The following is a 23,884-nucleotide window of genomic DNA, read 5'->3' as shown; positions in this document are numbered from 1 at the left end:
TTGTCCGGCCTCGCCGCGGGCATGGTCCACGTCGTCACGGGCCCCGACCACCTCGCCGCGATCACGCCGATCGCCCTCGAGGATCCGCGCCGCGCCGCTGGGATCGGCGCGCGCTGGGGTCTCGGCCATGGGCTGGGTGCGCTCGCCCTTGGTGGCGTCGGCATCCTGGCGCGGCAGATGATCGACATCCAGGCCGTGTCGGCCTGGGCGGAGATCGCCGCGGGCTTCACATTGATCGTGATCGGCCTGTGGGCGCTACGCCGTGCGCTGCGCATCGTCGTCCACGCGCACCCCCACGAGCACGCGGGCGAGGAGCACCACCACTACCACGTGCACAGCTCGGCCAAGGCGCACGGGCGCGGCGCGGCCCATGGCCTGCACACGCACGCGGCCTTTTTTGTCGGCGTGCTCCATGGCGCGGCGGGGACCGGCCACCTCTTTGGCGTGCTGCCCTCGCTCGCGCTCGAGCCCGCGCAGGCCATCGTCTATCTGATCGCCTACTTCCTCGCCGCGGTCATGGCCATGACCGGTGTCGGCGCGCTCATGGGCCGCTGGGCCCGCGACCGCGGCCTGCTGAGCCTGCGCCGCACGATGCTTGGCGCCTCCGCGCTGGCGGTGCTCGTGGGCGTGTTCTGGGTCGGCCACAGCTGGCTCGGCGCTTGAGCGCCGGCGCCTCGCTACTGCTCTCGGCAGCGCTGATGATCGGCACACGCGAGCTCGAGCAGGGCGAGCTCGTCTGGCCCGAGCTCGAGCAGGTTCATCGGCGGCAGCGGCATGGCGTGCATGGGCGGCTTCGAGTACTCGAAGGTCAAGGTCCCCTCGCGCTCGCCGTCGGACACGAGGGTCACCCGCTTCCCATCGGGCTCACCGCGCTGCTCGATCCCCTCGACCATGGCGAAGCGCCACCCGCCGGGCTGAGAGAACGAGTCGAAGAGCTGTAGCGTGCGCTCGCCGGCGTCGGCGATCAGGGGGACGCGCATGTAGAGCTTTGGCAGGTCCTCCCCTCGCTTCTCGGCGCTCGCTTCTACCTGCCGCCTGAGCGCCTCGAGCCGGGGCAGCCAGTGCGCGTGAAAGCGATCGAAGCTCGACGAGTCGCCGAGGGCCTGCCAGTCCTCGGCGCCGAGGGTGACGCAGCTGGGCTCGCCCGGGGTGCTGAAGCACAGCTCGGCGCGCCCATTGTCCAGCCAGCTGCGCAGCGGGCTGAACAGACCGACGTGGCCGTGATCGAAGGGGAGCGCGCGCCAGCCGGGGGGGAGCGCGAGCTCGTCCGCGGCGCCGAGGATCGAGAGCGTGCGGATCACCTGGGTGGTGGGGGTGGAGGACAAGCTGGAGTCCTGGGCGTCGAGCATCATCGCCTGGGCGAGGTCGCTGGCGTGGGGGCCACGCAGCGCAAAGAAGAGCCCCTCGGGGGTGGCGCCTTCGTCGAGCAGGAGCTGCTCGAGCTGCTCGATGTTTCGCAGGTTCCAGGAGTGGCCGACGATCGTCGTGCGCCACCCACCGGTGAGGTAGAGCAGCAGGTAGAGCGCGCCGCTCGCGGCGGCGACGCGCCGGGGAAGGGTCGTCGCGAGCTTGTCGACGCCAAAGCCGAGCAGCAGGGCGGCGGGGACGATGGTCTCGGCGAAGTAGCGCAGCTGGAGGAAGTGGCCGAGCAAGAGGATGGCGGCGAGCATCGGCAGCGAGCCGAGGGCGAGGGCGAAGGCCGCGGTCGCCAGCCAGGGATCGGGGCGGTACTTGGCCGCGATCACCGTGGCGAGGCCCCAGACCGCGGCGAGCCCTCCGACCATCAGGGGCAGCCACCACGCCGAGAGCTGCGCGAGGTTGGCGACGATGGTGGTCCACGAGGTCGCCAGCTCCACGCCGATGGCCACGCTCAGGGCGAGGGCCACGGAGGCGAGGGGGCGGGCCGCGTGGAGGCGGAGCCCGAACACGACGATGGCGAGGGTCGCCACGCCGACGATGTGGGTCTCCATGGCAAGGGCCGCGCCGAGCCCCGCGGCGAGGGCGTGGACGAGGTCGCTCGCCAGGGTGTCGCGCGCGGGCCGAGAGCGGAGGACGCCAGCGAAGAGCAGGGCGTAGGCGAGGGGGGCCAGAGAGGGGTTCCACAAGGTCGGGGACCCCGCCGCCCAGAGCAGGCAGACCTGGGCGATCGCGGTGGTCCCGAGCGCGGCGACGCGGTGGAGCCGGTCCGACGCGGTGAGCATGAACAGCGCGGCCCCAAAGCCGTTGGCGAGCACGACCATGCGGTGCGGGTCGAGGTCGAGGGCGTAGAAGAGGGCGAGCAGGCGGACCCAGCCGGTGTGCTGGTCGAAGCCATGAAAGGAGGTCGTGGCGCCCTGGCAGCCCTCGCCCGCGAGGCAATTGCGGGCGAGGAAGAGGTCGCGGAGGGTGTCGGAATGCAGCGGGGGCGAGGGGGCGAGCAGCAGCGTGAGCGCGGTGCAGACCAGGCCCACGCCAGCGGCGAGCATGATGCGCGTGCGCAGGGGCTCCGGCGCCTCTTGGATGGTCGGGCGCGGGCGCGGGCGCATGCGCCACGAGACGAGCGCCCAGGGCAGGGCCAGGAGCAGGGTCAGCAGGGCGGCGAGGCCCCACATGGGCGCCTCCTCGGGCTCCGCCGCGGCGCTCCCCTGGCCGAGTCGGTTGGTCATCACCGGGGGCTCGAGCGAGGTCCAGAAGCTGCCGTCGTCGTTGCGCTGGATCGCCTCGACCCAGGGATCGAGGGCCGCGGGAGACTCGGCCTCGCGCTCGATGAGGAAGGCGCGGCTGTGTTCCAAGTTGTCGAGTTCGGCGTCCTCGTCGTAGGGGTGCCGGAGCCTGAGCGAGGCCTGGGCGCCCTCGGGGCCGGCGAAGCGCAGGTGGATGAGGGTCTGCTCGATGCCGATGCTCTGCAGCGTCCAGCCCTCGCGCTCGGAGCCGATGCTCAGCGGGGCGAGCAGGGCCGCGACGTCGTCCTCGTGGCCCGGGGGGATCGGCTGCTGGGCGCTCGCCTGCGCCGGGAAGAAGAGCACGAGCGAGGCGAGCAGGCACAGGGCTCGCAACCAACAACCCCGTAGGACCCGCGCGGCCGGCACGGCGGCATCATAGCGTAGGCCTGTCGGCCGGCGTAGAGACGCCCCGGCGGCCCGAGCTACCGGAGGCCGAGGCGACGGCCGAGCCGGTGGAGGTTGCTGCGGTCGACGCCGAGGCGCCTGGCGGCCTCGGCCCAGTTGCCCTGGCTCTGGCCGAGGGCGCGCAAGATCAGGTGGCGGCGGTAGTCGTCGACGGCGGCGTTGAGGTCTGTGGGCAGCACGTCCGCGTCGTCGCGCGGATGTCCGATCGGAGGGGCTGGGGAGGGGGAGAGGGAGGAGGGGGAGAGGGGGGAGGGGGAGAGCAGGGGGGAGGGAGCCGCGACCGCGCGAGCTGCGAGGGAGCCCCCGAGGTGCGCGGCCTCGATGATCGCCACGCCCTCGCGAGCGTCGGCGCCAGCCAGCAAGCCGGCCCGGGTCAGGGCGTGCTCGAGCTCGCGGACGTTGCCGGGCCAGGGTCGCGCGAGGAGCTCGGCCTGGGCGGCGGCGCCGAGGCGGATGGGTCGCGCGCTCGGAAGCAGCGGGGCGACGCGAGTGAGGATGTCCTCGGCGAGCGCGAGCACGTCGGCTCCGCGCTCGCGCAGCGGGGGGACGTGGAGGCTGTAGCCGGCGAGGCGGTGGAAGAGATCGGCGCGGAAGCGGCCGGCCTCGACCTCGGCGCCCAGGTCCCGGTGGGTCGCGGCCAGCACGCGGACGTCGACGAGCTTGGGTTGCTCGGCGCCGAGCGGCCACAGCTCGCCGCTTTGCAGCACGCGCAGCAGCTTGGCCTGGAGCTCGAGGGGGAGCTCGCCGATCTCGTCGAGGAGCAAGCTGCCGCCCTCGGCCAGCTCGAAGGCACCTCGGCGAGATCGCCGGGCGCCAGTGAAGGCGCCAGGGACGTGGCCAAAGAGCTCGGCCTCGGCCAGGGTCGAGGGCAAGGTCGCGCAGTTGAGGCGGATCAGCGGCCCGTCGCGGCGCTGGGATCGGGCGTGGAGGTGCTCGGCGATCCGCTCCTTGCCGGTGCCCGTCTCGCCGAGGATCAGCACGGGCAGGTGCGTGGGCGCGACCAATTCGACCTCGCGCAGCAGCGCCGCGAACACCTCGCTGCGCCCGACGAGCGCCCCCGGGCGCGGGGCCCGACCCGGGGGCGCGGGCCTGGGCGCGGGCACGAGCGCGTCGGGGTCGGCCTGCAGCGCCAGGCTGAGGATCGCCGAGAACGCGGCGATCGGCGCGAGCAGCCGCTCGTCGAAGCGCCCGGGGGTGAGGGCATCGAGGGTCAGCACGCCGAGCTCGCGGCCCTCGAAGCGCAGCGCGCAACCCATGCACGAGTGGATCTGGCCGCTGGGGGCGTCGGCCAGCAGCCCGTCCCAGGGGTCCGGGCGGGGATCGTCGTCGGCGAAGATCAGCGGGCCGTCGCCGGCGAGCAGGGCGGTCAGGCGTGGCTGGGCGCGGGCCTGGTCTGGCTCGTCGAGGGCCGCGGGGAGCAGGCCCGAGGCGGCCTGGGGGCGCAGGCTCGGGCCGTGGGCGCGCAGCAGCACGCTCGCGTCGGCCCCGGTCGCGCGGCGCAGCTCGTCGAGGACCTCGCGCACGCGCTCGCCCCCGCCGGGGCGGCACAGCGCTCGGGCGCCCCGGAGCAGGGCCTCGAGTCCCAGGGCGGTCATGGGGTGAGCCTGCACCAAGCAGGCCGCGCACGAAAGGCCGGCCGGGGCGTGGTCGCCTCGACCACCGGCTGTGGTCGGATCGACAACGGCGGCGGTGGTCGGCCCGACCTCCGCCGCCTCTGGGTGACTCGCTCGGCGGGTCTGAGCGGCCATCAAAGCGGCGAATCTCGGGCGCCGCGAGCTTGGCACGATGTCTGCGAAGGGGGCGGGCATGAACGACGCCAGCATCGCCATCGTCAAGGCCACGATCCCCGCGCTCCGCGAGCAGGGCGAGGCCATCACCGAGCGCATGTACGCGCGCATGTTCGCGGCCCACCCCGAGGTCGAGCGCATGTTCAACCCCAGCCACATGCGCCCGGGCGGGCAGGCGTCGACCCTGGCGGCCTCGATCCTCGCCTACGCCGAGCACATCGAGCGCCCCGAGGTCCTGCGTGCGGCGCTCGAGCGCATCGCTCACCGCCACGTCGCGGTGCAGGTGCGCCCCGAGCAGTACGCGATCGTCGGTGAGCACCTGCTCGGGGCGATCGTCGACGTGCTCGGCGAGGCGGCGAGCCCCGAGGTCTGCGCGGCCTGGGCCGAGGCCTACGCCGTGCTCGCCGATGTCCTCGTCGCCCGTGAAGACCAGCTCTACACCGAGCAGACCTCGGACCCCGGCGGCTGGTCGGGGCTGCGCCGCTTTCGGATCGTGGGGCTGCGCGAGGAGGGGGCCCGCGCCCGCAGCCTCTACCTGATGCCCAGCGACGGCGGCCAGCTGCCGCGCTTCGTGGCCGGCCAGCATGTCTCGGTGCGCGTCCCCGGCCACGAGCACCTCGCCCTGCGCCAGTACAGCCTGTCTCAGTCTCCCGATCAGCCGGAGCTACGCTTGACCGTGCGCCGCGAGACCGGCGGCTCGGGGTGCCCCGTGGGCGCGGTCTCGGGGCTGCTCCACTCGCTTCGGCTCGGCGACGAGATCGATCTCGGGGCACCCTGCGGATCCTTCACGATCGAGCTCGCCGACGATCCCAGCGCGCCGCTGGTGGCGATCGCCGGCGGCGTCGGGATCACGCCGCTGGCGGCGATCATCGCTCGCGCCGCCGCGACGCAACCGGAGCGCGAGCTCGTGCTGATCCACGCGGTCCGCTCGCAGGCCGATCGCCCGCTGGCCGCGGACCTCGACGACCTCGCGCTCCGGCACCCACGCCTGCGCCTCGAGGTCCTGTGCGAGGACGAAGACGGGCGCCTGAGCCTGGCGAAGCTCGCGGCCTGGCTCCCCGAGGGGGCGCAGTGCCTGTTTTGTGGCCCGCCCGGCTTCCTCGCCGCGGTCGAGGGCTGGCTGACCGAACTGGGCGTGCCGGCCTCGCGTCGCCACTACGAGTGCTTTGGCCCGCGCGACGCGGCGGCTCCTTCCGTGCACGAGCCGCGCTCCATCGCGGACGAGGAGCCCGTGGTGATGCCCAGCGACGCTCTCGGGACCGCGTCGGCTTCGAGCACGGGTTCGACGGCGGGCCGCTAGGAGCCCGTGGTGCAACCCAACACGACACCTCGCTTGTTCTTTTCGCCGAGGGCTTTGTCGCCAAAACTTGCAGTACGCCCGGTACAGCGGCGTTTTGGCTTCGCGCCCTCGACGAAAAGCCCGGCGCCAGGAGCCGCGCTGGGTTTCACCACGGGCTCCTAGCGGTCGCTGTCTGGGACGATCCGAAAGCTCGCCCCAGACGTCTCGGGCAGCAAATTGACCACGCGCTCGTCGAGGCGGTAGTAGCGGGAGTCGAGGTCGCTCGGGGCCTCGATGCCCGCGGCCGCGAGGCGCCTGATGGCGTCGTCGATGGCCTCGGGCAAGCTGGCCACGGTCGTCAGCGGGAGCTGGGCATCGCCGGTCAACGACCAGCGGACGACGGTCAGCAGCTTGCGGACGAGCTCGCTCGGCGGGGTGACCACGGCCTGGAGCATGGTCCCGCGCGGGGTGAACTGCTCGTGCATGCGCGCGGCCTCCTGGGCCAGGTGGCGCCGGGTCTCGGCGTTGGGCAGCTTGGCCTCGGTCGCGTCGAGGATGTGGATGGCCTTGGTCTCGTAGAACTCGGCGCGCTCGATCATCAGGCCCAGCCAGTCGAAGTAGCTCTTCGCCAGCAGGACCGTGGGTCGCCCAAACCACTTGCTAATCAGCACGGGAAAGTGGCGGTCGTCCAAGGCGAGCGTCGAGTCGCCATCCCGCGTCCGCTCGGCTCGCATGGCTGTGATTATACGAGACCTGCGCAGAAACTGTGAGTTTGTGGCGCATGTGGGCGACTCCCCGGGGACGGCGCGCGATGCCGCCCCGAGACCCTGCGCGGGTGTAGCCCATGCCCGCTCGCTGGCGCTCAGCTCGAGGGGGTCTGCTCGGGGTCCTCGGCGTCCTCGCTGGTTGCGGCGGGGGCGGAGGACGCGTCCTCGGTGGGCTCGGGCTCCGAGTTCAGCTCGGGCTCCGAGTCGACCTCGAGCTCCGACGCGGCGAGCTTGGCCTTGCGCTCGCTGTCGCGCGCGTAGGCGAGGTCGCCGTCCTTGGGCTTGCGCAGGAAGAACAGCCACACGCCGGCGCCAAAGAAGGCCAGGGCAAAGTACTGCGCCGGGGTCAGCCCGAGGTAGCGGGCGTCGGGGGTGGCCACGCCGCGGCCGGATTCGGTCTCGCGCAGGAAGTCGAGCACGAAGCGGATCGGGCCGTAGACCATGGCGACCAGACCGGTGAGCCGCCCAGGGTGGGCCTTCTTCCAGTCCCAGATCGCGTAGACGAAGATCGTCAGCCCGAGGATGGCCAGAAATTCGATCAGCCCGAGGTCGTAGCGCCACAGCGCCTGGGCAGCCGAGCAGCACTCGGGCAGGGCCCGGCCCTGGGGGCAGCGGCACGGCCACGGGCCGACGGCCATGAAGGTGCCGGCGTCGACGATGCGCCCGGGGTGGTCGTGGACCATGGCGCAGGACAGGCGGCCAAAGCACATGCCGATCAGCAGCCCGAACATGTTGCCGTCGGCGTAGACCAAGATCGGCTGGTTCTCCTTGCGCAGGAACCAGTTCATGCCGACGAAGGCGCCAAAGAAGCCGCCGACGCTCGACAGCCCGTTGGTCAGCATCAGCAGCACCCAGGGGTTCTCGACCAGGCGCTCGGGGAAGTAGAAGATCACCGAGACCCAGTGGGAGATCACGAAGCCGAACACCAGGACCCAGAAGATCTGGTCGCGGAACATCCACTCGTCGAGGTCCTTTTGCTTGGCGTAGACCCGCACCGCCATGGCGATGCCCAGGAGCACGCCGATGGCGACCAGCGGCCCGAACACCCCGAGGGTCAGGTGGTCGCCGATCAGCGGGATCTCGCTGTCGAAGCGGAAGGTCTTCTCGGGCGGGACGAAGTAGGGGATGGCGCCGAGCATGGGTGGGGCAGTTATACGCTCTCCCACCCCAAGGTGCGCAGCGAGGCGTCGACGACGGCGCCCATGCTCTCGCAGGCCAAAAAGCGTGGATCTCGGTAGTGCTCGGCCAGGCCCGCGCGCAAGCTGGCGATGTTCTGCGCCGGCGCGAGCTCGTCGGCGATCATCGTGTCGAGCAGCTCGCGCAGGCGCTCGCGCTCGCTGCGGGCGCGGTGGCGGATCAAGCTGCGCTCCTCTTGCTGATACTGGCGCGTGGTCTTGGGCTCCATGCACTTCATGCCGAGGAAGACGATCGGGTTGTTGTCGATGTAGAAGTTCGGCTGGTAGACGCGGATGTTGCCCTCGTAGCTCTGTTGGTCGAAGTCGATCGCGCGCAGGCGGTAGCTGGTCTCGTCGAAGTCCGGGGTGATGTCGACGACGAAGTTGCCGGCGTGCATGTCGCCGAGCAGGCGGATGAAGCAGCGCTCGCAGAACTTGACGAACTCCTTGGCCAGGCGGACCTCGTCGAGGTGCTTGTCCTCGAGGTGCTCGCGCATGAACACGTCGCCGGGGATCCCCGCGATGTGGGTCTCGACCAGGGTCTGGTCGTGGACCATGAACTCGAGCCGGTTGGGCGAGAGGATGTGCTCGAGCTCGAGGCCGTAGATCCGCGAGGCGTCGGCGCGCTTGACGTAGAAGTAGTCGAAGTTCTCGTTGAGGGTGTTGAGGATGCGGACGCGAAAGGGCGCCGTGTTGCCGTAGGTGCACACGTCGACGCGATCGGTGACCAGGTGCTGCATCAGCGAGAGGTCGCCGGTCACCCTCAAGGTCGCGTAGGTGTCGACGAGCTCACGATCAATGCGCGCGCGCTCGTGGCCGGGGTAGAGCACGCTCTCCCACAGCGTGTCGCGGCCGCGCTTGTCGTAGACCGGGACGCTCTCGCTGTAGTAGGTCAGATCCTCGTAGCGGATCGGCAGCTCGACGTCGCGTCCGTTGCGGCCGAGGTAGGCGCGCAGGCCCGAGGACACGCGGTAGGGCTGCTTCTTGCGCGAGATCATCGGCATGCGCCGACAGTCTACGCGAGCCGAGGCGCGCGATGATCTGCGCAGGCCGGGCTGCGTGGGTGCGCAGCCTGGGCCGCAGCCAGGCGCGACTCGGTTCGACGCGATTCGGTTCGAGCTGAGGCTCGCGCAGGGCTCGGCCTCAGCGCTCGCCCAGGCTGCCCTCGAGCCCGAGGGTGCGCGCGGTCTTGGAGCTCTCGACGGACTCGGGCGCGGGCATGGTGCCGAGCACGACGTCGCCGAGGTGCCGGGTCACGCCCATCCAGTAGCGCTCGTTTTTATAGTGATGGAGCCGGTGAAAGCGCCACTGTCGGCGATAGAACCAGCCCTGGGGTCGGTAGCTGGTGTGCACGAGAAAATGGATCCACTCGTAGTAGAGCGCCGCGCTGGCGACGACGATCATCGCCGTGGCCAACACGCCGGGGCGCGGGGCGATCAGCCAGATCCCCGCGGCGGCCGAGCTCAGCCCGAAGATCATCGCGGGCAGAGGCATGAGCACGAAGCGGAGGTCCCAGGGGTCGCGGTGGTGCAGGCGGTGGTAGCGAGCGGCGTGGTAGTCCCAGCGCAGGCCGTGCTCGCCGAGCAGGCCGGCGAAGAGCCGCCGCGGCCGGTGGTGGAGCACGAACACGTGGATCAGCCACTCGACGAAGGGGTGGGCGAGGGGGATGGCGATCAGCGGGATCAGGTCGGCGAGGCCGACGTCGCCCTGGCCGAGCAGCCACAGGCGGTAGCCCAGCCAGGCGAAGAGGTGGGCGAACAAGAACTTGGGCGGGAGCTCGCGCGAGAAGATGGCGAAGGCCTGGGCGAGGCTGAGGTCGCGATCGCGGGCGTAGCGTGGGGCTGCTCGGCTCATGACTTGGGCTCCTTGGGCTGTGCCTGGGGATCGGGCCCCGGGGCTGGTCCGGATTCGAGGGCCGCGAGCAGCTCGAAGGCCGTCTGCACGCCCGCGCTGCCGAGGGCGACGAGGCCCTCGGCCTGCTCGTGGGCGCGCTGGCCGTCGCCGGCGGCCACGGCTTCGACGAGGGCGGCGCAGCGATCGACCGCGGCGAGCTCGGCCGCCAGGGGCAAGAGCAGGACCTCGCGCAGCTGCTCGTAGGTCCGGCGCAAGGTGTTGAAGGCCAGGCGGTAGGCGATGTTCTCGCTGCCCTGGACGAGCAGGTCCCACAGCTCGAGGGAGGCCTGCTGGAGGGCCGCGAGGGCGGCCTCGTCGTCCTCTGCCGCGGTCTCGCGCATCGACGCGACCAGCTCGCGCAGGCCGGCGACCAGCTCGGGGGCGGCTCGCTCGGCGCACAGCCGGGCGATGTCGGGGGCCAGGGCCGCGCGCATCTCCATGATCGAGCGCGCGACCAGGGGATCGGCCTCGCCCTCGGGGGTGACCAGGAGCCGCGAGAGCAGGCCGAGGTCACCGCTGCGCCGGTAGTCGAGGACATAGGTGCCGCCGCCGTGGCGCTGCTCGACCAGGCCGGCCTGGGCCAGGCGCTTGAGGGCCTCGCGGATCGCCCCGCGGTTGACCCCCAAGGTCGTGGCCAGCTCGCGCTCGGGCGGCAGAGACTGGCCAGGATCGATGCGCTGGCCGAGGATCTGGGCGCAGAGCTGGTCGAAGACGGCGTCCGAGAGCGAGCTGCGCGCGACGGGCTGGAGACCGAGAACCACGAAATTGAGTTATCACCCGATCATCATATGGTCAAATGGTATGACCAATATTGGGAGAGCTCGAGATTCGAGCGGAGGAGGCGCCTCTCGGCGTAGGGGCGAGGATGCGCAGGGCCCTGGGAGATGGGAGGCAGCCCGCGAGGGGAGGGCTGCGCCCCTTGGCCAGGTGGCCGGCTGGACGCCCGAGATCATTGGCACCAAAGTTCGTCGGACATGGAGCTGCCCCTCGCGCTGAGAAAGCGCCTAAGGCGCCTCGATGCTCGGGTCCGAGGAGAGCCGGCGGCGGTGGTCCACGGTCGCGGTTACGAGCACGAGTTCCCCGGCCTGCCCGTCGATGGCTTGCGAGGCGAGCGCATCCTGACGGCGCTCGTCCGCGAGGGCCTGATCGGCCACGACGCGGTGCTCCATCCCCACGCGGTGTCCTTCGCGAAGCTCGACCGCGTCCACGACACCGCCTACCTCGAGCGCGTCGCCACCCCCGAGGTCATCGAGGCGGCCTTCGGCCTGCGGCTGCCGGCGAGCCTGTGCGAGGCCATGGTCGAGCTCCAACGCTGCGTGGTCGGGGGCACGGTGCTCGCCGCTCGGGCGGCGTGGCGTCAGCACAAGCTGGCGATCAACCTCGGCGGCGGCTTTCACCACGGGCACCGCGATCGCGGCCGCGGATTTTGCCTGTTCAACGACATCGCGGTGGCGATCGCCCAGCTGCGCGCCAACAACTTTCGTGACCCCATCGTGGTCGTGGATCTCGATCTCCACGACGGCGACGGGACGCGGGCGATCTTCGCCAACGATCCCTCGGTGTGGACCTTCTCGCTGCACAACGAGCACTGGGGCCCGACCGAGGCGCGGCGGTCCACGGCCGTCGCTCTGGGCGAGGGGGTCGACGACCGCGAGTATCTCGAGGCCATCGAGGAGTACCTGCCGGAGGTCCTCGAGCGTCAGCGCCCCGGGCTGGTGTTCTACCTCGCGGGCTGCGACCCCGCGGCCGACGACGAGCTCGGCAATTGGAGCATCAGCGAAGAGGGCATGCTCGCGCGCGATCGCCTGGTCATGGGGATGCTCCGGGCGCGGGGCGTGGGCTCGGTGGTCTGGCTGCTCGGCGGCGGCTACGGCCGCGACGCCTGGCGCTACTCCGCCCGCGGGCTGATCGCCTGCATGGGCGGCCCGCGCAGCCCCTCGCTGCCCACGACCGAGGCCATCACCTTGGCTCGCTTTCGCACCCTCGCCGAGATCATCGATCCGCGCGAGCTCTCGGGCCAGGCCCCGGGCGAGCTGGTGTTCGAGGAGACCGACCTCTTTGGCGCGGGCATGCACCCGGGCTTTGGCGAGCAGCCGCGGATGCTCGGCTTCTACACGCGCCAGGGGGTGGAGTTCGCCCTCGAGCGCTACGGCCTGCTCGCGCGCCTGCGCGACCTCGGCTTCGAGCCGCGCGTCGAGCTCGAGGAGGACCCGGTCGAGGGCGACACGCTGCGGGTGTTCGGCGACGCCCAGCGCGAGTGCGTGGTCATCGAGACCCGGCTGAGCCGAGATCGCCGGACGATCCCCAGCATGGAGCTGCTGCGCATCGAGTGGCTGCTGCTGCAAAACCCCCGCGCGAGCTGGTTGGCCGGTCGCGTCGCGCTGCCCGGCCAGCGCTACCCGGGGCTGCGGATGTTCGACGAGATCGCGATCTTGATGATGATGATCTGTGAGCGCCTGCGCCTCGACGGCATCGTGGTCGTGCCCTCGCACTACCACGTCGCCCGGCGCTGGCACGGGCGCATGAAATTCCTCGATCCCGTGGTCGAGGGCCGCTTTCGGGCGCTCTCGCGGGTGCTCTCGCGCCTGCCCCTGGACGAGGCCAGCGCGGCCGTCGAGCGCCGGCGGGTGATCGATCTCGACTCGGGCGAGCGCGGCGGCTACTCGCCCTCGGCGCTGGTGCTCCCGGCCAGCGAGGCGCTCGAGCGCCGCTTCGACGCCGACTGGGAGCGCCAGGCCGCGGAGGCCGAGGCCGCGGCGCGCTTCGAGGTCGAGGCGCGGTGGATCGAGTGAGCTCCTGCGCGTAATTCGCTGGCCCTGGGCGTGCGCTTGGGGGATCATCGAGGGCGTGTCGGACGAGCAAGAGACAACCACCTACCCAGGCGAGCGCGTCGACGTCACATGGGACGGCCGCCTTTGCATTCACGTGGGCGAGTGCGGGCGAGCCGTCGGTGACCTGTTCACGGGGGGTCGTGACCCGTGGTGTCAGCCCGACCAGGCGGGCAGCGTCGAGGAGGTCGCCGAGGTCTGCAAGCGCTGCCCGAGCGGCGCGCTGACCTACGCGCGCAAGGACGGGGTGCTCGGCGAGGTCGCGCCCGGGCGCAACCAGGTGGTGATCGCCAACGACGGGCCGCTCTACTTCTCGGGCGACCTCGACATCGACGGCGCCGCCGAGGACATGCAGGGCGTGCGCTTCCGGGCGGCGCTGTGTCGCTGTGGGCAGTCGAAGAACAAGCCGTTTTGCGACAACGCCCACCGCGAGGCTCGCTTCGAAGATCAGGGCGCCGTCGGTGACACGGGTGAGCCCTCGATCGAGGAGGGGGGCAAGCTGGAGGTCAAGCGCGCCCCCAACGGGCCGCTGCTGGTCAACGGCAGCTTCACCATCGTGTCCGGGTCCGGGCGCACGGCCTGGCGGGGGACCCGGGCGGCGCTGTGTCGCTGCGGGCACTCGAAGAACAAGCCGTTTTGCGACGGCTCGCACAAGCCGGCGGGCTTCGAAGCCGACTGAGAGCTTCTGAGCCCCGCCGTGGGCTCACAGGCTCACAGCGCCTTGACGATGGCGTAGGGCGGCTTGATCAGCTTGATCTGATACTTCTGATCGGCCTGCAAGGTGACCTTGCCGGCCGACTGCCAGTCCCCGCCGCTCTCGCGGATCTGGATCACGTAGCTGCCCGCGGGGACCTGGGCGTTCTTCTTTTGGCCCATGTGGACCGAGGTCGAGCCGAACTTGACGTCGAGCGCTTCGTAGCTCGAGGTCACCAAGGTGACGGCCACCGTGGGCCCGGACTTGGTCTTCGCGCTGGACTTGGTCTTGCCGCTGGACTTGGTCTTGCCGCCGGACTTGGCGTTGCCCTCGGTCTTGGTCTCGCTGGCGGCGACGATCGGCTTGCCGGTGTCGGGATCGACGTCCTGGGCGTACTCGACGGCGGGCTTGAGGGTGAGGTCCTCGACCTCGTCCGTGGGCCGCTCGATCGCGCCGGCGTCGTCTTGCACCTCTTCGGCGATCTCGACCTTTCCGGGGAGGGCCGGGGGCTCCGGCTCCGGCTCCGGCTCCGGCGCTGGCGCCGGTGCTTCGACCGCCTGCTCGCCAGCCGCGACCTGTCCGTCCTCGCCCTCGGGCTCGTCGTCGCCGCTGAACCAGCCCAGGAACATGCCGACGGCGAACAACCCAAAGCCCAGGGCGACGACGACCAGGATCACCGGCAGGAGCACGGCGGTCAGCTTGGACCGCTCGTTGTCCTGCGGGACGATGGGGTGGGCGCGGGACACGGGCTGTTCGGGGTTGGTCTGCGGCGCGAGCAGGTCGCTACCCGTATGGTCGAGGTTGACCGTGGGGCGTTGCCCGGTCTGCGACCCGTCGTTGTGCGCGGGGGCCTGGTGCGTGCCCTGATCCATGCCCCAGCCCGGGCCGGTCGGGGCCCCGTAGCCTTGGCCCTGGGCGTGCTGCTGGCCCCAGATCGCCGCCTGGTGGAGGACGACGGTGCCGCCGCTGGGGGCCTGGGGCTCGGGGGCGGCGAGGCCGGTGCGCGGCGCCTCGGCGCCCACGGCCCAGCGCACGAGCTCCTCGAGATCCATGCTGGCGTCGCGGTAGCCGGGCCAGCGGCGCAGGCGATCGAGGGCCGCGCGGGCGCTGGGCAGGCGATCTTCGACGCGCGAGGCGAGCAGGCCCCAGCGCAGCTGGTCGAGCTCGATGGGGACCTCGCCGGGGTTGATGCTCAGGGGCGGGTGAACGCCCTCGAGGATCATCGCGTAGAGCTCCTCCTCGTTGGCGGCCGCCGAGCGAAATTTTTGCCCGTCGAGCATCTCGTGGAGCACGGCGCCCACGGCGAAGAGGTCGACGGTGGGCTCGCGGGAGTTTCCACGCAGCTGCTCGGGCGGCATGTAGCGCAGCTTGCCCTTGACGAATTGCCCGGCGGTCTCGTCGGTGGACATGCGCGCGACGCCGAAGTCCATCAGCTTGACCTCGCCGGAGATCGACAGCATCACGTTTTGCGGCGAGATGTCGCGGTGGACGATGGTCGAGCCGCTGCCCTGGTGGGTGAGCTCGTGAGCGTAGCGGAGCGCCCGCAGGATCTCGCCGGTGATGAAGGCGATGACCTCGTCGGACAGGCGCGAGCCGTGCTCGCGCAGGCGGTCGCTGAGCTCGGCGAGATCACAGCCATCGACCCACTCCATGGCCATGTAGGCCATGCCGTCCTGCTCGCCGACGTCGAACACTTGGACGATGTTCGAGTTGGTGAGGAGCATCGAAAGACGCGCCTCGTCCATGAACATTTTCCGGTACTCCGGCTTGGTCGTGTGGTGGTTCGCGAGCAGCTTGATCGCCACGCTCTTCGAAGCACCACCCATGGCGACGCGTCGGCCCATCCAGACCTCGGCCATGCCGCCAGCGCCCAGCTTTTGCACGAGCTCGTATGGCCCTACGCGCCGCACGCGCTCAGTTCACGACTAAACGGGACCGCTGTCAATCTGCGCAATCTTCGGCAGATTCGAGAGGCTGAAGAACTGCACAGCCATGTCCGGAAGATCACACCCGAGTGTGCGCTATGCCAGCTTCCCGTCGCCGAGTGCTGCCTCGCCGCGAGGAAGTTGTTGACTCCAGACTGCGAGGGGTCTACCGAGCCAATTGCGGTGTGGGTCAACTACCTTGCGATAGGCGCGGGCTTGCTCGGGATGGTGTCGTTCCTCTTGGTGGCGTGGTCGCTGTGGCCAGCTCACTGGCGGCCAAAGCGACGCGTGAACGCCGGAGGTCGGGCTGCGCGTGCGCCGGGCAGCGGAGAGGGCGGGATGCCCGTGCCGCCTCAGCCCTGGGCGGGCGCGGAGTCCGACATCGAGACGACCATGCCCATGGGCTCGGCCTTCTCGGGTGGTGACGAGGATCAGCGCACGGCCTACGTCGACATGAACCAGCTCGGGGTCGAGGGCGACGGGACCTCGCAAGAGACGGCCTTCGTCGACATGAACGCCATCGACGACGAGGGCGGGACCTCGCAGGAGACGGCCTTCGTCGACATGAACGCCATGGACGGCGAAGGCGGGACCTCGCAAGAGACGGCCTTCGTCAACATGGACGAGCTCGACGGCCACGGTGAGGACGACGAGGATGGCGGCACCTTGCTCCTCGATGACGGCGGCTTCGCCGGCGAGGGCAGGGGAGGCGGCGACGGGACCGTGGTGCTCCACGAGCACACCGTGATGCTCTGTGGCGAGCAGGACATCGAGGAGCAGGAGCCCTCGATGGCGACGGTGCTCTTCGACAGCAGCAGCCCCGAGCACGAGATCGCCCGCGCGTCAGTGACGGGCGCGTCCGGCTCCTTCGCAGGGGGCGCGTCTGGCTCCTTCTCCGGCGGCGAGTCGCCTTCGGGCGCGTCCGGCTCCTTCGCTGATGGCCCCGCGCCCTCGGGCGCGTCCGGCTCCTTCGCGGGGGGATCGTCGGCGTCGCTGCGGGGGCCCTCGCTGCCCTCGAAGCCGAGCATGCCCTCGGCGTCGGTGCGGGGTCCCTCGCTGCCCTCGAAGCCGAGCATGCCCTCGGCGTCGTTGCGGGGGCCCTCGCTGCCCTCGAAGCCGAGCATGCCCTCGGCGTCGTTGCGGGGTCCCTCGCTGCCCTCGAAGCCGAGCATGCCCTCGGCGTCGTTGCGGGGGCCCTCGCTGCCTTCGAAGCCGAGCATGCCCTCGGCGTCGTTGCGCGGCCCCTCGCTGCCCTCGAAGCCGAGCATGCCCTCGGCGTCGCTGCGCGGACCGGGCGCACCGCCAAAGGCGCCAAGCATGCCCTCGGCGTCGCTGCGCGGACCGGGCGCACCGCCAAAGGCGCCAAGCATGCCCTCGGCGTCGCTGCGCGGGCCAGGTGCACCGCCGAAAGCGCCGGGGATGCCCTCGACCACGCTGCGCGGGCCGGGGACGCCGGGAGCGCCGAGCGCAGCGGGGATCCGAACGCCTGGGACGCCCTCCGTGGCCACGCCGCGAGTGCCTGGCGCTGGGGCGCTTCGAACGCCTGGCAAGCCGTCCGTGGGCACGCCCGGCGTGGCGGGCAAGCTCTCCCGCGGGAAGGACGCTGCATCTTTGGCGGCCGCGTCGACGGCCCTCGGTGCGCGGATGCGCGCTCTCCCCGAGCAAGCCCGCGCCGAGGTCATGCGCGGGGCCGCGGCCGCCCTGCGCAAGGCGGAGCGCGCCGACGTCGACGACGAGGAGTTCGCGGAGCTCGAGGGGGACGAGGGCGAGGAGGAGGGCTTCGCGGACGCGTTCGAGGAGGAGGACGAGTTCGAGGAGGAAGAGGGCGAGTTCGACGAGGAGGGCGAAGAGGACTTCGAGGAGGAGTTCGAGGAGGAGTTCGAGGAGGAGGGCGAAGACGAGTTCGCAGGCCTCGGCCAGGAGGAGCCCTCCGGCACGGTCCTCGTCCACCAGTCCGAACTGCTCGGGGTCATCAAGGCCACGCGGGCGGAGCTCGAGGGCGAGGACTGAGCAGCGTCGAGGTCCTCGGCCTGGCGGGCTGGATGGGCGCGGGCCTCGAGTCCGAGTGCGCCGCTGCGGGTCTGGTGTTCGGGGTCGCGAGCGAGCTACCATCCCCGGACTCCGAATGCTCGACGCGGACGAAGAAGTCGCGGCGCTCTACGAGGCCTACGTCGAGGCGCTACGCGAGGTGCTGGCCGAGGTCGAGCCGTGGTGGCAGGGTCTGCGCGAGAAGGCGCAGAGCGCCAAGGCCCTGCGCGAGCGCTGGCCGTGCGGCGTCGCCTCGCACCCGCGGGTGCTGGCCGTCTACCTCGAGCACCACCGCAACCTCGAGCTGCTGCTGGCGCGTCGCCGGGGCGCCCCGGTCCCGGTCGCGAGCTTCGACGACGACGCGGCCTGGGGGATCGAAGCCGAGCCCGCGCCCGAGACTCTGATCCCCTTCGAGCCCCACGAGCTGCTCGTCGATCGCCTGCAGATCGAGGCGCCGGCGCTGTTCGAGCGCATGCTCTTCTTGTTGCTGCGCCCGGTCGGCGACGAGCCGGATCCCTCGCCCACCGTCGACAGCCTCGGCGGCCGGGCGGCGGCGGCGGTGATGGGAGCGCGCAGCGCCAGGTGGCCGCAGAGCTTCATGCTCGAGCATCGCCACGGGGTCGATCGTGGGGTCGCGCGGCTGCTCGCGGCGCCCGGCGATCTCCGCCGCGAGCGCCTCCCGAGCACGCCGCGGGCGACCTGCTCCGAGGCCCACGCCATGGCGCACCAGGCCTACCACGACGCCCTCGAGCCCGCGCTCGTCCAGGCCGCGCAGTGGTGGACGCAGATCTGCTTCGCGGCGGAGGACCGCGGCCTGAGCCCCGAGGAGGCCCGCGCGGCCTGCTTCGAGCGCCACTTCGCCGGACCGGCCGCGCACCCGCGGGTCGTCGGGCTGATCCGCGCCTACTGGCGGCTGTGCGAAGACATCAACAACCTGCTGCCGGCGGAGCAGCGCGTGGATCCGGAGCAGCTCCTGCTCGGCTGGCTCGTCGACGAGCCGCACGAGAGCTGGGTCGAGATCCTCAGCGCGATGCCCTACTGGCCGGTGGCCCGCGACGGCGAGGGCCGCTGGGTCTGAAAGAGATGCGCGCATGAGCTCGGTGGCCCGCCTCGACAACCGCACGCCCTTCGCGGCCTTCCACGTGCTCTTGCCCGACGGCGAGGGCGGCGAGGTCGAGCTCATCGTCGTCAAGGCGGCCTTCGAGTGCTCGTCCGACGGCGCCCTGAGGGTGGCCGACGAGCCCACGCCGGTGCGCATGGTCGACGAGGCCCGGGGCGAGCCCGGGCGCTCGGGGCCGCTGCACGACCACGACCTCGTGCTCCACAAGCCTCGCGTCGACGTGCTCGTTCACGGTCAGGCCCACGCGCCCTACGGCGAGCCCGCGGGCGAGCTGCTCGTCGAGATCCGCATCGCCCGGGGTCCCCAGGACATCCTGCTGCACAAGTCCCTGGTCGTCTGCGGAGACCGGCGCTGGGAGGGCGAGGAGCGCGATCGGGCCGCGGCCCCCGAGCCCTTCACCGCGATGCCGCTGTGCTGGGAGCGTGCCTTTGGCGGCATGCTCGGGCCGCTGGCCGAGGGCGAGGAGGACGAGGACGATCGCGCCGAGCTGCGCAACCCCGTGGGCGTGGGCTTTCGTGGGGCGCGCTCCGTCGACGAGGCGGTCGCCAGCGAGCTGCCCAACATCGAGTACCCCGACGCGCGCGTGGCCAGCCCCGGCGACCGCGTGCGCCCGGCGGGCCTGGGCCCGGTCGGTCGCGGCTGGGCGCCCCGCCTGGCGCGGGCGGGGACCTTCGACGAGCGCTGGAAGGCGCGCCGCTGGCCGCTGCGTCCCCAGGACTACGACCCCGCCTTCGATCAGTCGGCGCCCGACGACCAGCTCCTCGACATCTACCCGGCCGGGGCCGAGCTCGCCCTGGGCAACCTCAGCCCCGCCGGCATCTGGGTGCTGCGCCTGCCCACCCTCGACCTGCCGGTGCACCTGCTGTGGGAGGACCGCGCCAGCCAGGTCGGCCTGCGCGTGGACACCCTCGAGATCTTCCCCGAGCGCCGCCGCCTCGAGCTCACCGGGCGCGTGCTCGTTCCCGTCGATCGTCGGCGCCCGCCGCTGCGCGAGATCATCGTCGGCCACGTGACCCCGGCCTGGCTGCGGGCGCGCCGACGGGGCAAGCACTACCTCGACTTTCACGGCACGGGCGGGGTCGACCTCTCGCGGCCCTACTTTCACGGCTGACATGACCGACGCAGGCGCCACTTCTTCGTTGTTGTCGTTGTCGAGCCCTCGGCGGTCGTCGCTGGTGACTGGCGGAGGACACGGCCATGCCTGAGCCTCTGGACATCCTGGGCGTCGGCGCGGTCACGCCCGTGGGCCTCGACGCGCCCCAGTCTTGCGCGGCGCTGCGCGCCAAGATCAAGCGCTACACGGCCCTCGAGAACCCCGTGCTCCCCGACCGCGAGCCGCGAGTCGGCGCGCGCGTGTCCGCGGCCCCCGGCCTGCGCCGCAGCGAGGACGAGTGGCTGCTCAACCTCTCGGCCAGGGCCCTGCGCGAGTGCACCGCGCGGCCCAAGTTCGAGGCCGAGAGCACGGCGCTGGTGCTGATGATCCCCGAAGCGCACCGCGCCCACACGCTGTGCGCCCGCGAGGACGCCGACATCCTCCAGGCGCTGCGCGAGCGCCTCGGCCTCGACTTCTCGCCGGCCTCGCGGGTCCTCCGTCACGGGGCGGGCTCGCTCGCGCCGGCCCTGTTCGTGGCCAGGGAGCTGATCACCTCGCGCGCGGCCAAGCGCTGCATCATCGGCGGCGCCGACTCCTTCTTGCGCCGCTTCGACCTCGAGCGCCTCGCGGCCGTTCGCCGCCTGCACGTCCCCGAGGTCCCCCAGGGCGTCGTCCCGGGCGAGGGCGCGGGCTTCGTGCTGCTCGGACCGCAGGTGCGCGCGCGACCCAAGCCCGGAGACAAGCGCCGCCCTCGGCGACGCGTGGCGGTGCTCGGGGCCGGCGTGGGCTTCGAGCGCGAGATCGTGCTCGAGGGCGGGAGCGCCGTGGGCGAGGGCATGGTGCGGGCCGTCGACGCCGCGCTGCTCGACGCCGGGATCGCCGAGGCCGAGGTCGACTTCGTGGCCGGGAACTTCAACGGCGAGCGCTACCAGGCCTGGGAGCAGACCCACGCCCACGCCCGCGCCTATCGGACGCGCCGCGAGATGCTGCCGATGCTGTGGCCGGCGACCTCCTTTGGCGAGACCGGCGTGGCCGGTGGCGTGCTCGCGCTGATCGCCGCGGCCACGGCCATCGATCTCGGCTACGCGCCGGGCAAGTGCGCCGCCGTCGAGGCTCGTTCCGAGGACGAGCTGCGCAGCGCGGTGCTGCTGCGCTGAGCCGATCTCGACATCGCACACTCGGGCGCTGGCCGGAGGCTCGTTGACAGCGCGCGCCGACGCTGACCATGCTCGGGTCATGACGCGCAGGGATATCGGGCTCGCCTTGGTGTTGCTCTCGGGCTGTGCAGACGCGGGCGGCAGCGACGACGCGGGCGTCGATGACGGTTCGACGGGTGCGGAAGAGGTCGGGGAGAGCGAGGCGGGCTCGAGCACGAGCACCGACAGCGGAGGCACGAGCGGCGAGACGGACTCGAGCACGGACAGCGACGAGAGCTCGAGCAGCGACGAAGACACGGGCAGCGAAGACACGGGCAGCGACGACACCGGTGAAGACACCGGCGGCGAGGGCGAGGGCATCCCGGAGGTCAGCTGCGGCGACGTCGTGTTCGACGAAGACTCGCTGCACGCGGCCATCGCCGCCGCCGAGCCGGGCGATACGATCTGCCTCGAGGCCCGGGACTGGCCGGACCTCAGCCTCGAGATCACGGCCGAGGGCAGCGCCGAGGCCCCGATCACGATCGCGGCCGAGTTTGCCGGCGAGACCTTCCTGACCGGCGAGGCGGCGATCGCCATGGCCGGCAGCCACGTGGTCGTGACCGGCCTGGTGTTCCGCGGCGGCCGCACGGCCGACGAGTACCTGGTCGACTTCCAAGCCGGCGACCTCGAGTGCTTCGACTGCCGGCTGAGCAACATCGCCGTGCTCGAGCTCGACGACATCGACGACACCAAGTGGGTGTCGATGCGAGGCCAGCGCAACCGCGTCGATCACAACGCCTTCATCGGCAAGGCCAACGATGGCGCGCTCTTGGTGGTCTGGCGCCCCGACGATGGCAGCGACGACCACCGCATCGACCACAACTACTTCGCCGAGCGCCCCGAGCTGGGGGCCAACGGCGGCGAGACGATCCGCGTGGGGACCAGCGACCAGCACGAGTCGGCCTCGCGCACCGTGGTCGAGGACAACTACTTCTTCGAGAGCGACGGCGAGATCGAGATCATCTCGAACAAGTCCGGCGAGAACATCTACCGCCGCAACGTGTTCGAGTCCTGCGCGGGGTTGCTGACCTTGCGCCACGGCAAGGACGCGCTGGTCGAGGACAACGTGTTCCTGATCGGTGAGGTCGAGGGCGGGGGCGGGGTGCGGATCGTCGACGCCGGGCACCGGGTCATCAACAACTACATCGAGGGCTGCCGAGGGACCTCCAACAACCGCGGGGGCATCGTGCTGATGCTCGCCCACGAGGATCCCGAGCTCAACGGCTACCAGCAGGTCGAGGACGTGCTCGTGGCCAACAACACCATCGTCGACTGCGAGCAGAGCCTGGTCTTTGGGGGCGGGAGCGCCAGCGTGGCGCCGCGCGAGCTCAGCTTGGCCGACAACCTGATCGCCAACGGCGAGTTCGAGGTCGTCCGCGAGATCGTCGGCCTCGAGGACTCGGTGATCGCGGGCAACGTCTACACCGGCGGGGCGCTGGGCCAGGGCGACGCCCAGGGCTTTGCGGTCGCAGATCCACAGCTCGCCCAGAGCGGGGTGATGAAGCGCCCCGGGGTGGGCCTCGACGGCGTCGGTGGTCAGGGCGTGGACTTGGACATCGACGGCGCCGAGCGGGCGAGCCCGCCGGACGTCGGCGCGGACGAGGTCGGGACGCCTCTGCGCGCGCCGGTCACCCGCGAGGACGTGGGCCCGAGCTTCGACTTCGAGGTGCTGCGCGAAGACTGATCGCGACGACTTGGGCGATTGGGTGGGCTGGGCGTCAGCGGGCGCTCGGTCCCCTGGCTTGCTCCCTGGCGGCTCGGCGCTGGGCGAGGGCGTAGGCGACCCCCGCCGCGAGGTCGCGCTGGGTGTTCATCGTCCCGAGATCGATGCCGAGGTGGATCAAGGTCTGGGCGATCGATGGCCCGATGCCGACGAGCACGCACTGCGTCCCGAGCAACCCGGCCGCCTGGGTGGCCGCGATCAGCTGGCTAGCCACGGCCGAGTCGACCATGTTCACGCCGGTGATGTCGATGATCACGATCGCCGCGCGGTGGCGCTGGATCCCCTCGAGCAGCGCGTCCATGAACGACTCTCCGCGCTCGTTGGTCATCTGGCCGACCAGGGGGACGACGAGCACGCCGTCGCGGATCGGCAGCACCGGGGTCGAGAGCGCGCGGATCGTCTTGTGCATGGTCGCCTCGGTCTCGGCGAGGGCCTTCTCGGCCCGCTTTTGCTCGGTGAGGTCGCGGACCCAGCCCACGATGTAGCGTGGTCGGCCGTGTTCATCGTGGATGGGCATCTTCGTGACCTGCACGATGTTGACGCCCTTTGGACCCAAGTCGACGGTGTCCTCGAAGCAGGCGATCGCGTGGCCGTCGGCGATGCTCGCGTCGTCCTCGTCGAAGCGCGCCGCGATCTCCGGGGGGAAGAGGTCCGCGTTGCGCTTGCCGGCGAGGGTCACCGGGGTCAGGCCGACGTTCGTGGCGCTGGTCATGTTGGCCACGAAGTAGGCCTGATCCTGGCTGCGCTTGACGAAGATGATGTCGGGCACGAGGTCGATGGCGGCCTGATAGGCGCGGCAGCGTTCGCGCAGGAGCTCGAGCTCGCGCAGATCGTGGAACTGGACGCCGACGTGGCCATCGCCGAGGGGGAAGGCCTCGACGCGCAAGACCAGCGGGTCGGGATCGTCTCCAGCGAGCTCGATGCGCTCGAGCTCGACCCGCGCCTGCGAGCGGCTCGCGCTCGCGCACAGCTCGGGCAGGCCGGCGGCTTGGAGCGCGGGGAGGGCCGCTTCGAGCAGCGCGAGCGCGGCCGGGTTTTGGGCGACGAGCTCGAGCTGACCTTTGTCGAGGCGATAGATGTGCGTCGCCGTTGGCAGCTGCTCGAAGAGACCTCGCAAGACATCGACGCACAACCCACTCATGCTCTAAACGTCACACGCGGTGTCATGCTTCTGCAAGCCCGCCGTGGGCTTCGAGCGAGCTTTCGTGCGAGTTTTCGAACGAGATGTGGCGCTCGCGGCTCCGCCTCCACGCGGGGGCGGAGCCCAAC

The 23,884-nt window shown here is 71.4% G+C and carries 19 protein-coding genes; 9 read left to right on the top strand and 10 right to left on the bottom strand.

All coding sequences use genetic code 11. The features are described from left to right. On the top strand, positions 1-663 hold the full coding sequence (locus G6O69_RS33320) for a hydantoin utilization protein A (protein ID WP_176397237.1): 663 nt from the start codon (positions 1-3) through the stop codon (positions 661-663). A 14-nt stretch (positions 664-677) separates the two neighbouring features. On the opposite strand, the gene G6O69_RS33315 is transcribed toward G6O69_RS33320, so the two are convergent. Together G6O69_RS33315 and norR are read right to left on the bottom strand one after the other, a co-directional pair. Next, complete coding sequence (locus G6O69_RS33315) at positions 678-3,068, bottom strand: hypothetical protein (protein WP_172307508.1); 2,391 nt, start codon at positions 3,066-3,068, stop codon at positions 678-680. A 56-nt stretch (positions 3,069-3,124) separates the two neighbouring features. Then, positions 3,125-4,855, bottom strand: a complete 1,731-nt coding sequence (norR, locus tag G6O69_RS33310; RefSeq protein ID WP_176397236.1) for a nitric oxide reductase transcriptional regulator NorR — start codon at positions 4,853-4,855, stop codon at positions 3,125-3,127. 37 nt (positions 4,856-4,892) lie between these two features. Between norR and G6O69_RS33305 the strand changes: the two genes are divergently transcribed. Then, entirely contained in the window at positions 4,893-6,194 is a 1,302-nt protein-coding gene (locus G6O69_RS33305; protein ID WP_172307506.1) for a globin domain-containing protein, read from the top strand. A 158-nt stretch (positions 6,195-6,352) separates the two neighbouring features. Here G6O69_RS33305 and G6O69_RS33300 read toward each other — a convergent pair whose 3' ends face one another. From G6O69_RS33300 to G6O69_RS42515, 5 genes are all read right to left on the bottom strand, one after another. Further along, positions 6,353-6,907 (bottom strand): hypothetical protein, encoded by a 555-nt coding sequence (locus tag G6O69_RS33300; protein ID WP_172307505.1) that lies wholly within the window; start codon positions 6,905-6,907, stop codon positions 6,353-6,355. Between the two features lie 128 nt (positions 6,908-7,035). Next, positions 7,036-8,079, bottom strand: coding sequence for a prolipoprotein diacylglyceryl transferase family protein (locus G6O69_RS33295; protein ID WP_172307504.1), 1,044 nt, complete (start codon positions 8,077-8,079; stop codon positions 7,036-7,038). An 11-nt stretch (positions 8,080-8,090) separates the two neighbouring features. Further along, positions 8,091-9,119 (bottom strand): hypothetical protein, encoded by a 1,029-nt coding sequence (locus tag G6O69_RS33290; RefSeq protein ID WP_172307503.1) that lies wholly within the window; start codon positions 9,117-9,119, stop codon positions 8,091-8,093. A gap of 139 nt (positions 9,120-9,258) precedes the next feature. Then, the gene (locus G6O69_RS33285; RefSeq protein ID WP_172307502.1) at positions 9,259-9,969 is read right to left on the bottom strand and encodes a sterol desaturase family protein; all 711 of its coding nucleotides are present in this window, start codon (positions 9,967-9,969) and stop codon (positions 9,259-9,261) included. Next, positions 9,966-10,769 (bottom strand): GntR family transcriptional regulator, encoded by an 804-nt coding sequence (locus tag G6O69_RS42515; protein WP_172307501.1) that lies wholly within the window; start codon positions 10,767-10,769, stop codon positions 9,966-9,968. Before G6O69_RS42515 ends, G6O69_RS33285 begins: the two co-directional genes overlap by 4 nt. A gap of 213 nt (positions 10,770-10,982) precedes the next feature. Here G6O69_RS42515 and G6O69_RS33275 point away from each other — a divergent pair, with 213 nt between their 5' ends. Both G6O69_RS33275 and G6O69_RS33270 read left to right on the top strand, forming a co-directional pair. Continuing rightward, complete coding sequence (locus tag G6O69_RS33275; RefSeq protein WP_217909964.1) at positions 10,983-12,800, top strand: histone deacetylase; 1,818 nt, start codon at positions 10,983-10,985, stop codon at positions 12,798-12,800. 55 nt (positions 12,801-12,855) lie between these two features. After that, complete coding sequence (locus G6O69_RS33270; protein ID WP_172307499.1) at positions 12,856-13,515, top strand: CDGSH iron-sulfur domain-containing protein; 660 nt, start codon at positions 12,856-12,858, stop codon at positions 13,513-13,515. A 32-nt stretch (positions 13,516-13,547) separates the two neighbouring features. On the opposite strand, the gene G6O69_RS33265 is transcribed toward G6O69_RS33270, so the two are convergent. Both G6O69_RS33265 and G6O69_RS33260 read right to left on the bottom strand, forming a co-directional pair. Next, positions 13,548-15,413 (bottom strand): serine/threonine-protein kinase, encoded by a 1,866-nt coding sequence (locus G6O69_RS33265; RefSeq protein ID WP_172307498.1) that lies wholly within the window; start codon positions 15,411-15,413, stop codon positions 13,548-13,550. Between the two features lie 485 nt (positions 15,414-15,898). Beyond that, complete coding sequence (locus G6O69_RS33260) at positions 15,899-16,963, bottom strand: hypothetical protein (RefSeq protein ID WP_172307497.1); 1,065 nt, start codon at positions 16,961-16,963, stop codon at positions 15,899-15,901. On the opposite strand from G6O69_RS33260, the gene G6O69_RS33255 reads away from it, so the two are divergent. The 5 genes from G6O69_RS33255 to G6O69_RS33235 all read left to right on the top strand — a co-directional run bounded on the left by G6O69_RS33255 (position 16,956) and on the right by G6O69_RS33235 (position 22,576). Next, the gene (locus G6O69_RS33255) at positions 16,956-17,465 is read left to right on the top strand and encodes a hypothetical protein (RefSeq protein ID WP_172307496.1); all 510 of its coding nucleotides are present in this window, start codon (positions 16,956-16,958) and stop codon (positions 17,463-17,465) included. The two genes, G6O69_RS33260 and G6O69_RS33255, sit on opposite strands and share 8 nt — an antisense overlap. Before the next feature lie 115 nt (positions 17,466-17,580). Further along, the gene (locus G6O69_RS33250) at positions 17,581-18,561 is read left to right on the top strand and encodes a hypothetical protein (RefSeq protein WP_172307495.1); all 981 of its coding nucleotides are present in this window, start codon (positions 17,581-17,583) and stop codon (positions 18,559-18,561) included. Positions 18,562-18,574: 13 nt separating this feature from the next. After that, positions 18,575-19,714, top strand: a complete 1,140-nt coding sequence (locus G6O69_RS33245; protein WP_172307494.1) for a DUF2169 domain-containing protein — start codon at positions 18,575-18,577, stop codon at positions 19,712-19,714. Positions 19,715-19,800: 86 nt separating this feature from the next. Then, positions 19,801-20,853 carry a hypothetical protein gene (locus tag G6O69_RS33240; RefSeq protein WP_172307493.1) on the top strand — a complete coding sequence of 351 codons (1,053 nt, stop codon included), beginning with the start codon at positions 19,801-19,803 and terminating at the stop codon, positions 20,851-20,853. Between the two features lie 79 nt (positions 20,854-20,932). Further along, a complete protein-coding gene (locus G6O69_RS33235) occupies positions 20,933-22,576 on the top strand; it encodes a polysaccharide lyase 6 family protein (protein WP_172307492.1) in 1,644 nt (547 codons plus the stop codon). Positions 22,577-22,610: 34 nt separating this feature from the next. Here G6O69_RS33235 and G6O69_RS33230 read toward each other — a convergent pair whose 3' ends face one another. Then, positions 22,611-23,756, bottom strand: a complete 1,146-nt coding sequence (locus tag G6O69_RS33230; protein WP_172307491.1) for a PAS domain-containing protein — start codon at positions 23,754-23,756, stop codon at positions 22,611-22,613. Positions 23,757-23,884 lie beyond the last annotated feature (128 nt).

The organism is Pseudenhygromyxa sp. WMMC2535, assembly GCF_011083025.2.
This window is presented reverse-complemented; position numbering and strand designations above follow the sequence as displayed.

Bases quoted from the DNA above. Each gene is read 5' to 3' on its own strand.
- G6O69_RS33275 (WP_217909964.1), top strand. From the start codon at position 10,983: ATGGAGCTGCCCCTCGCGCTGAGAAAGCGCCTAAGGCGCCTCGATGCT.
- G6O69_RS33305 (WP_172307506.1), top strand. From the start codon at position 4,893: ATGTCTGCGAAGGGGGCGGGCATGAACGACGCCAGCATCGCCATCGTC.
- G6O69_RS33285 (WP_172307502.1), bottom strand. From the start codon at position 9,969: ATGAGCCGAGCAGCCCCACGCTACGCCCGCGATCGCGACCTCAGCCTC.
- G6O69_RS33290 (WP_172307503.1), bottom strand. From the start codon at position 9,119: ATGCCGATGATCTCGCGCAAGAAGCAGCCCTACCGCGTGTCCTCGGGC.
- G6O69_RS33295 (WP_172307504.1), bottom strand. From the start codon at position 8,079: ATGCTCGGCGCCATCCCCTACTTCGTCCCGCCCGAGAAGACCTTCCGC.
- G6O69_RS33245 (WP_172307494.1), top strand. From the start codon at position 18,575: ATGAGCTCGGTGGCCCGCCTCGACAACCGCACGCCCTTCGCGGCCTTC.
- G6O69_RS33300 (WP_172307505.1), bottom strand. From the start codon at position 6,907: ATGCGAGCCGAGCGGACGCGGGATGGCGACTCGACGCTCGCCTTGGAC.
- G6O69_RS33250 (WP_172307495.1), top strand. From the start codon at position 17,581: ATGCTCGACGCGGACGAAGAAGTCGCGGCGCTCTACGAGGCCTACGTC.
- G6O69_RS33240 (WP_172307493.1), top strand. From the start codon at position 19,801: ATGCCTGAGCCTCTGGACATCCTGGGCGTCGGCGCGGTCACGCCCGTG.
- G6O69_RS33235 (WP_172307492.1), top strand. From the start codon at position 20,933: ATGACGCGCAGGGATATCGGGCTCGCCTTGGTGTTGCTCTCGGGCTGT.
- G6O69_RS33230 (WP_172307491.1), bottom strand. From the start codon at position 23,756: ATGAGTGGGTTGTGCGTCGATGTCTTGCGAGGTCTCTTCGAGCAGCTG.
- norR (WP_176397236.1), bottom strand. From the start codon at position 4,855: ATGGCCGCTCAGACCCGCCGAGCGAGTCACCCAGAGGCGGCGGAGGTC.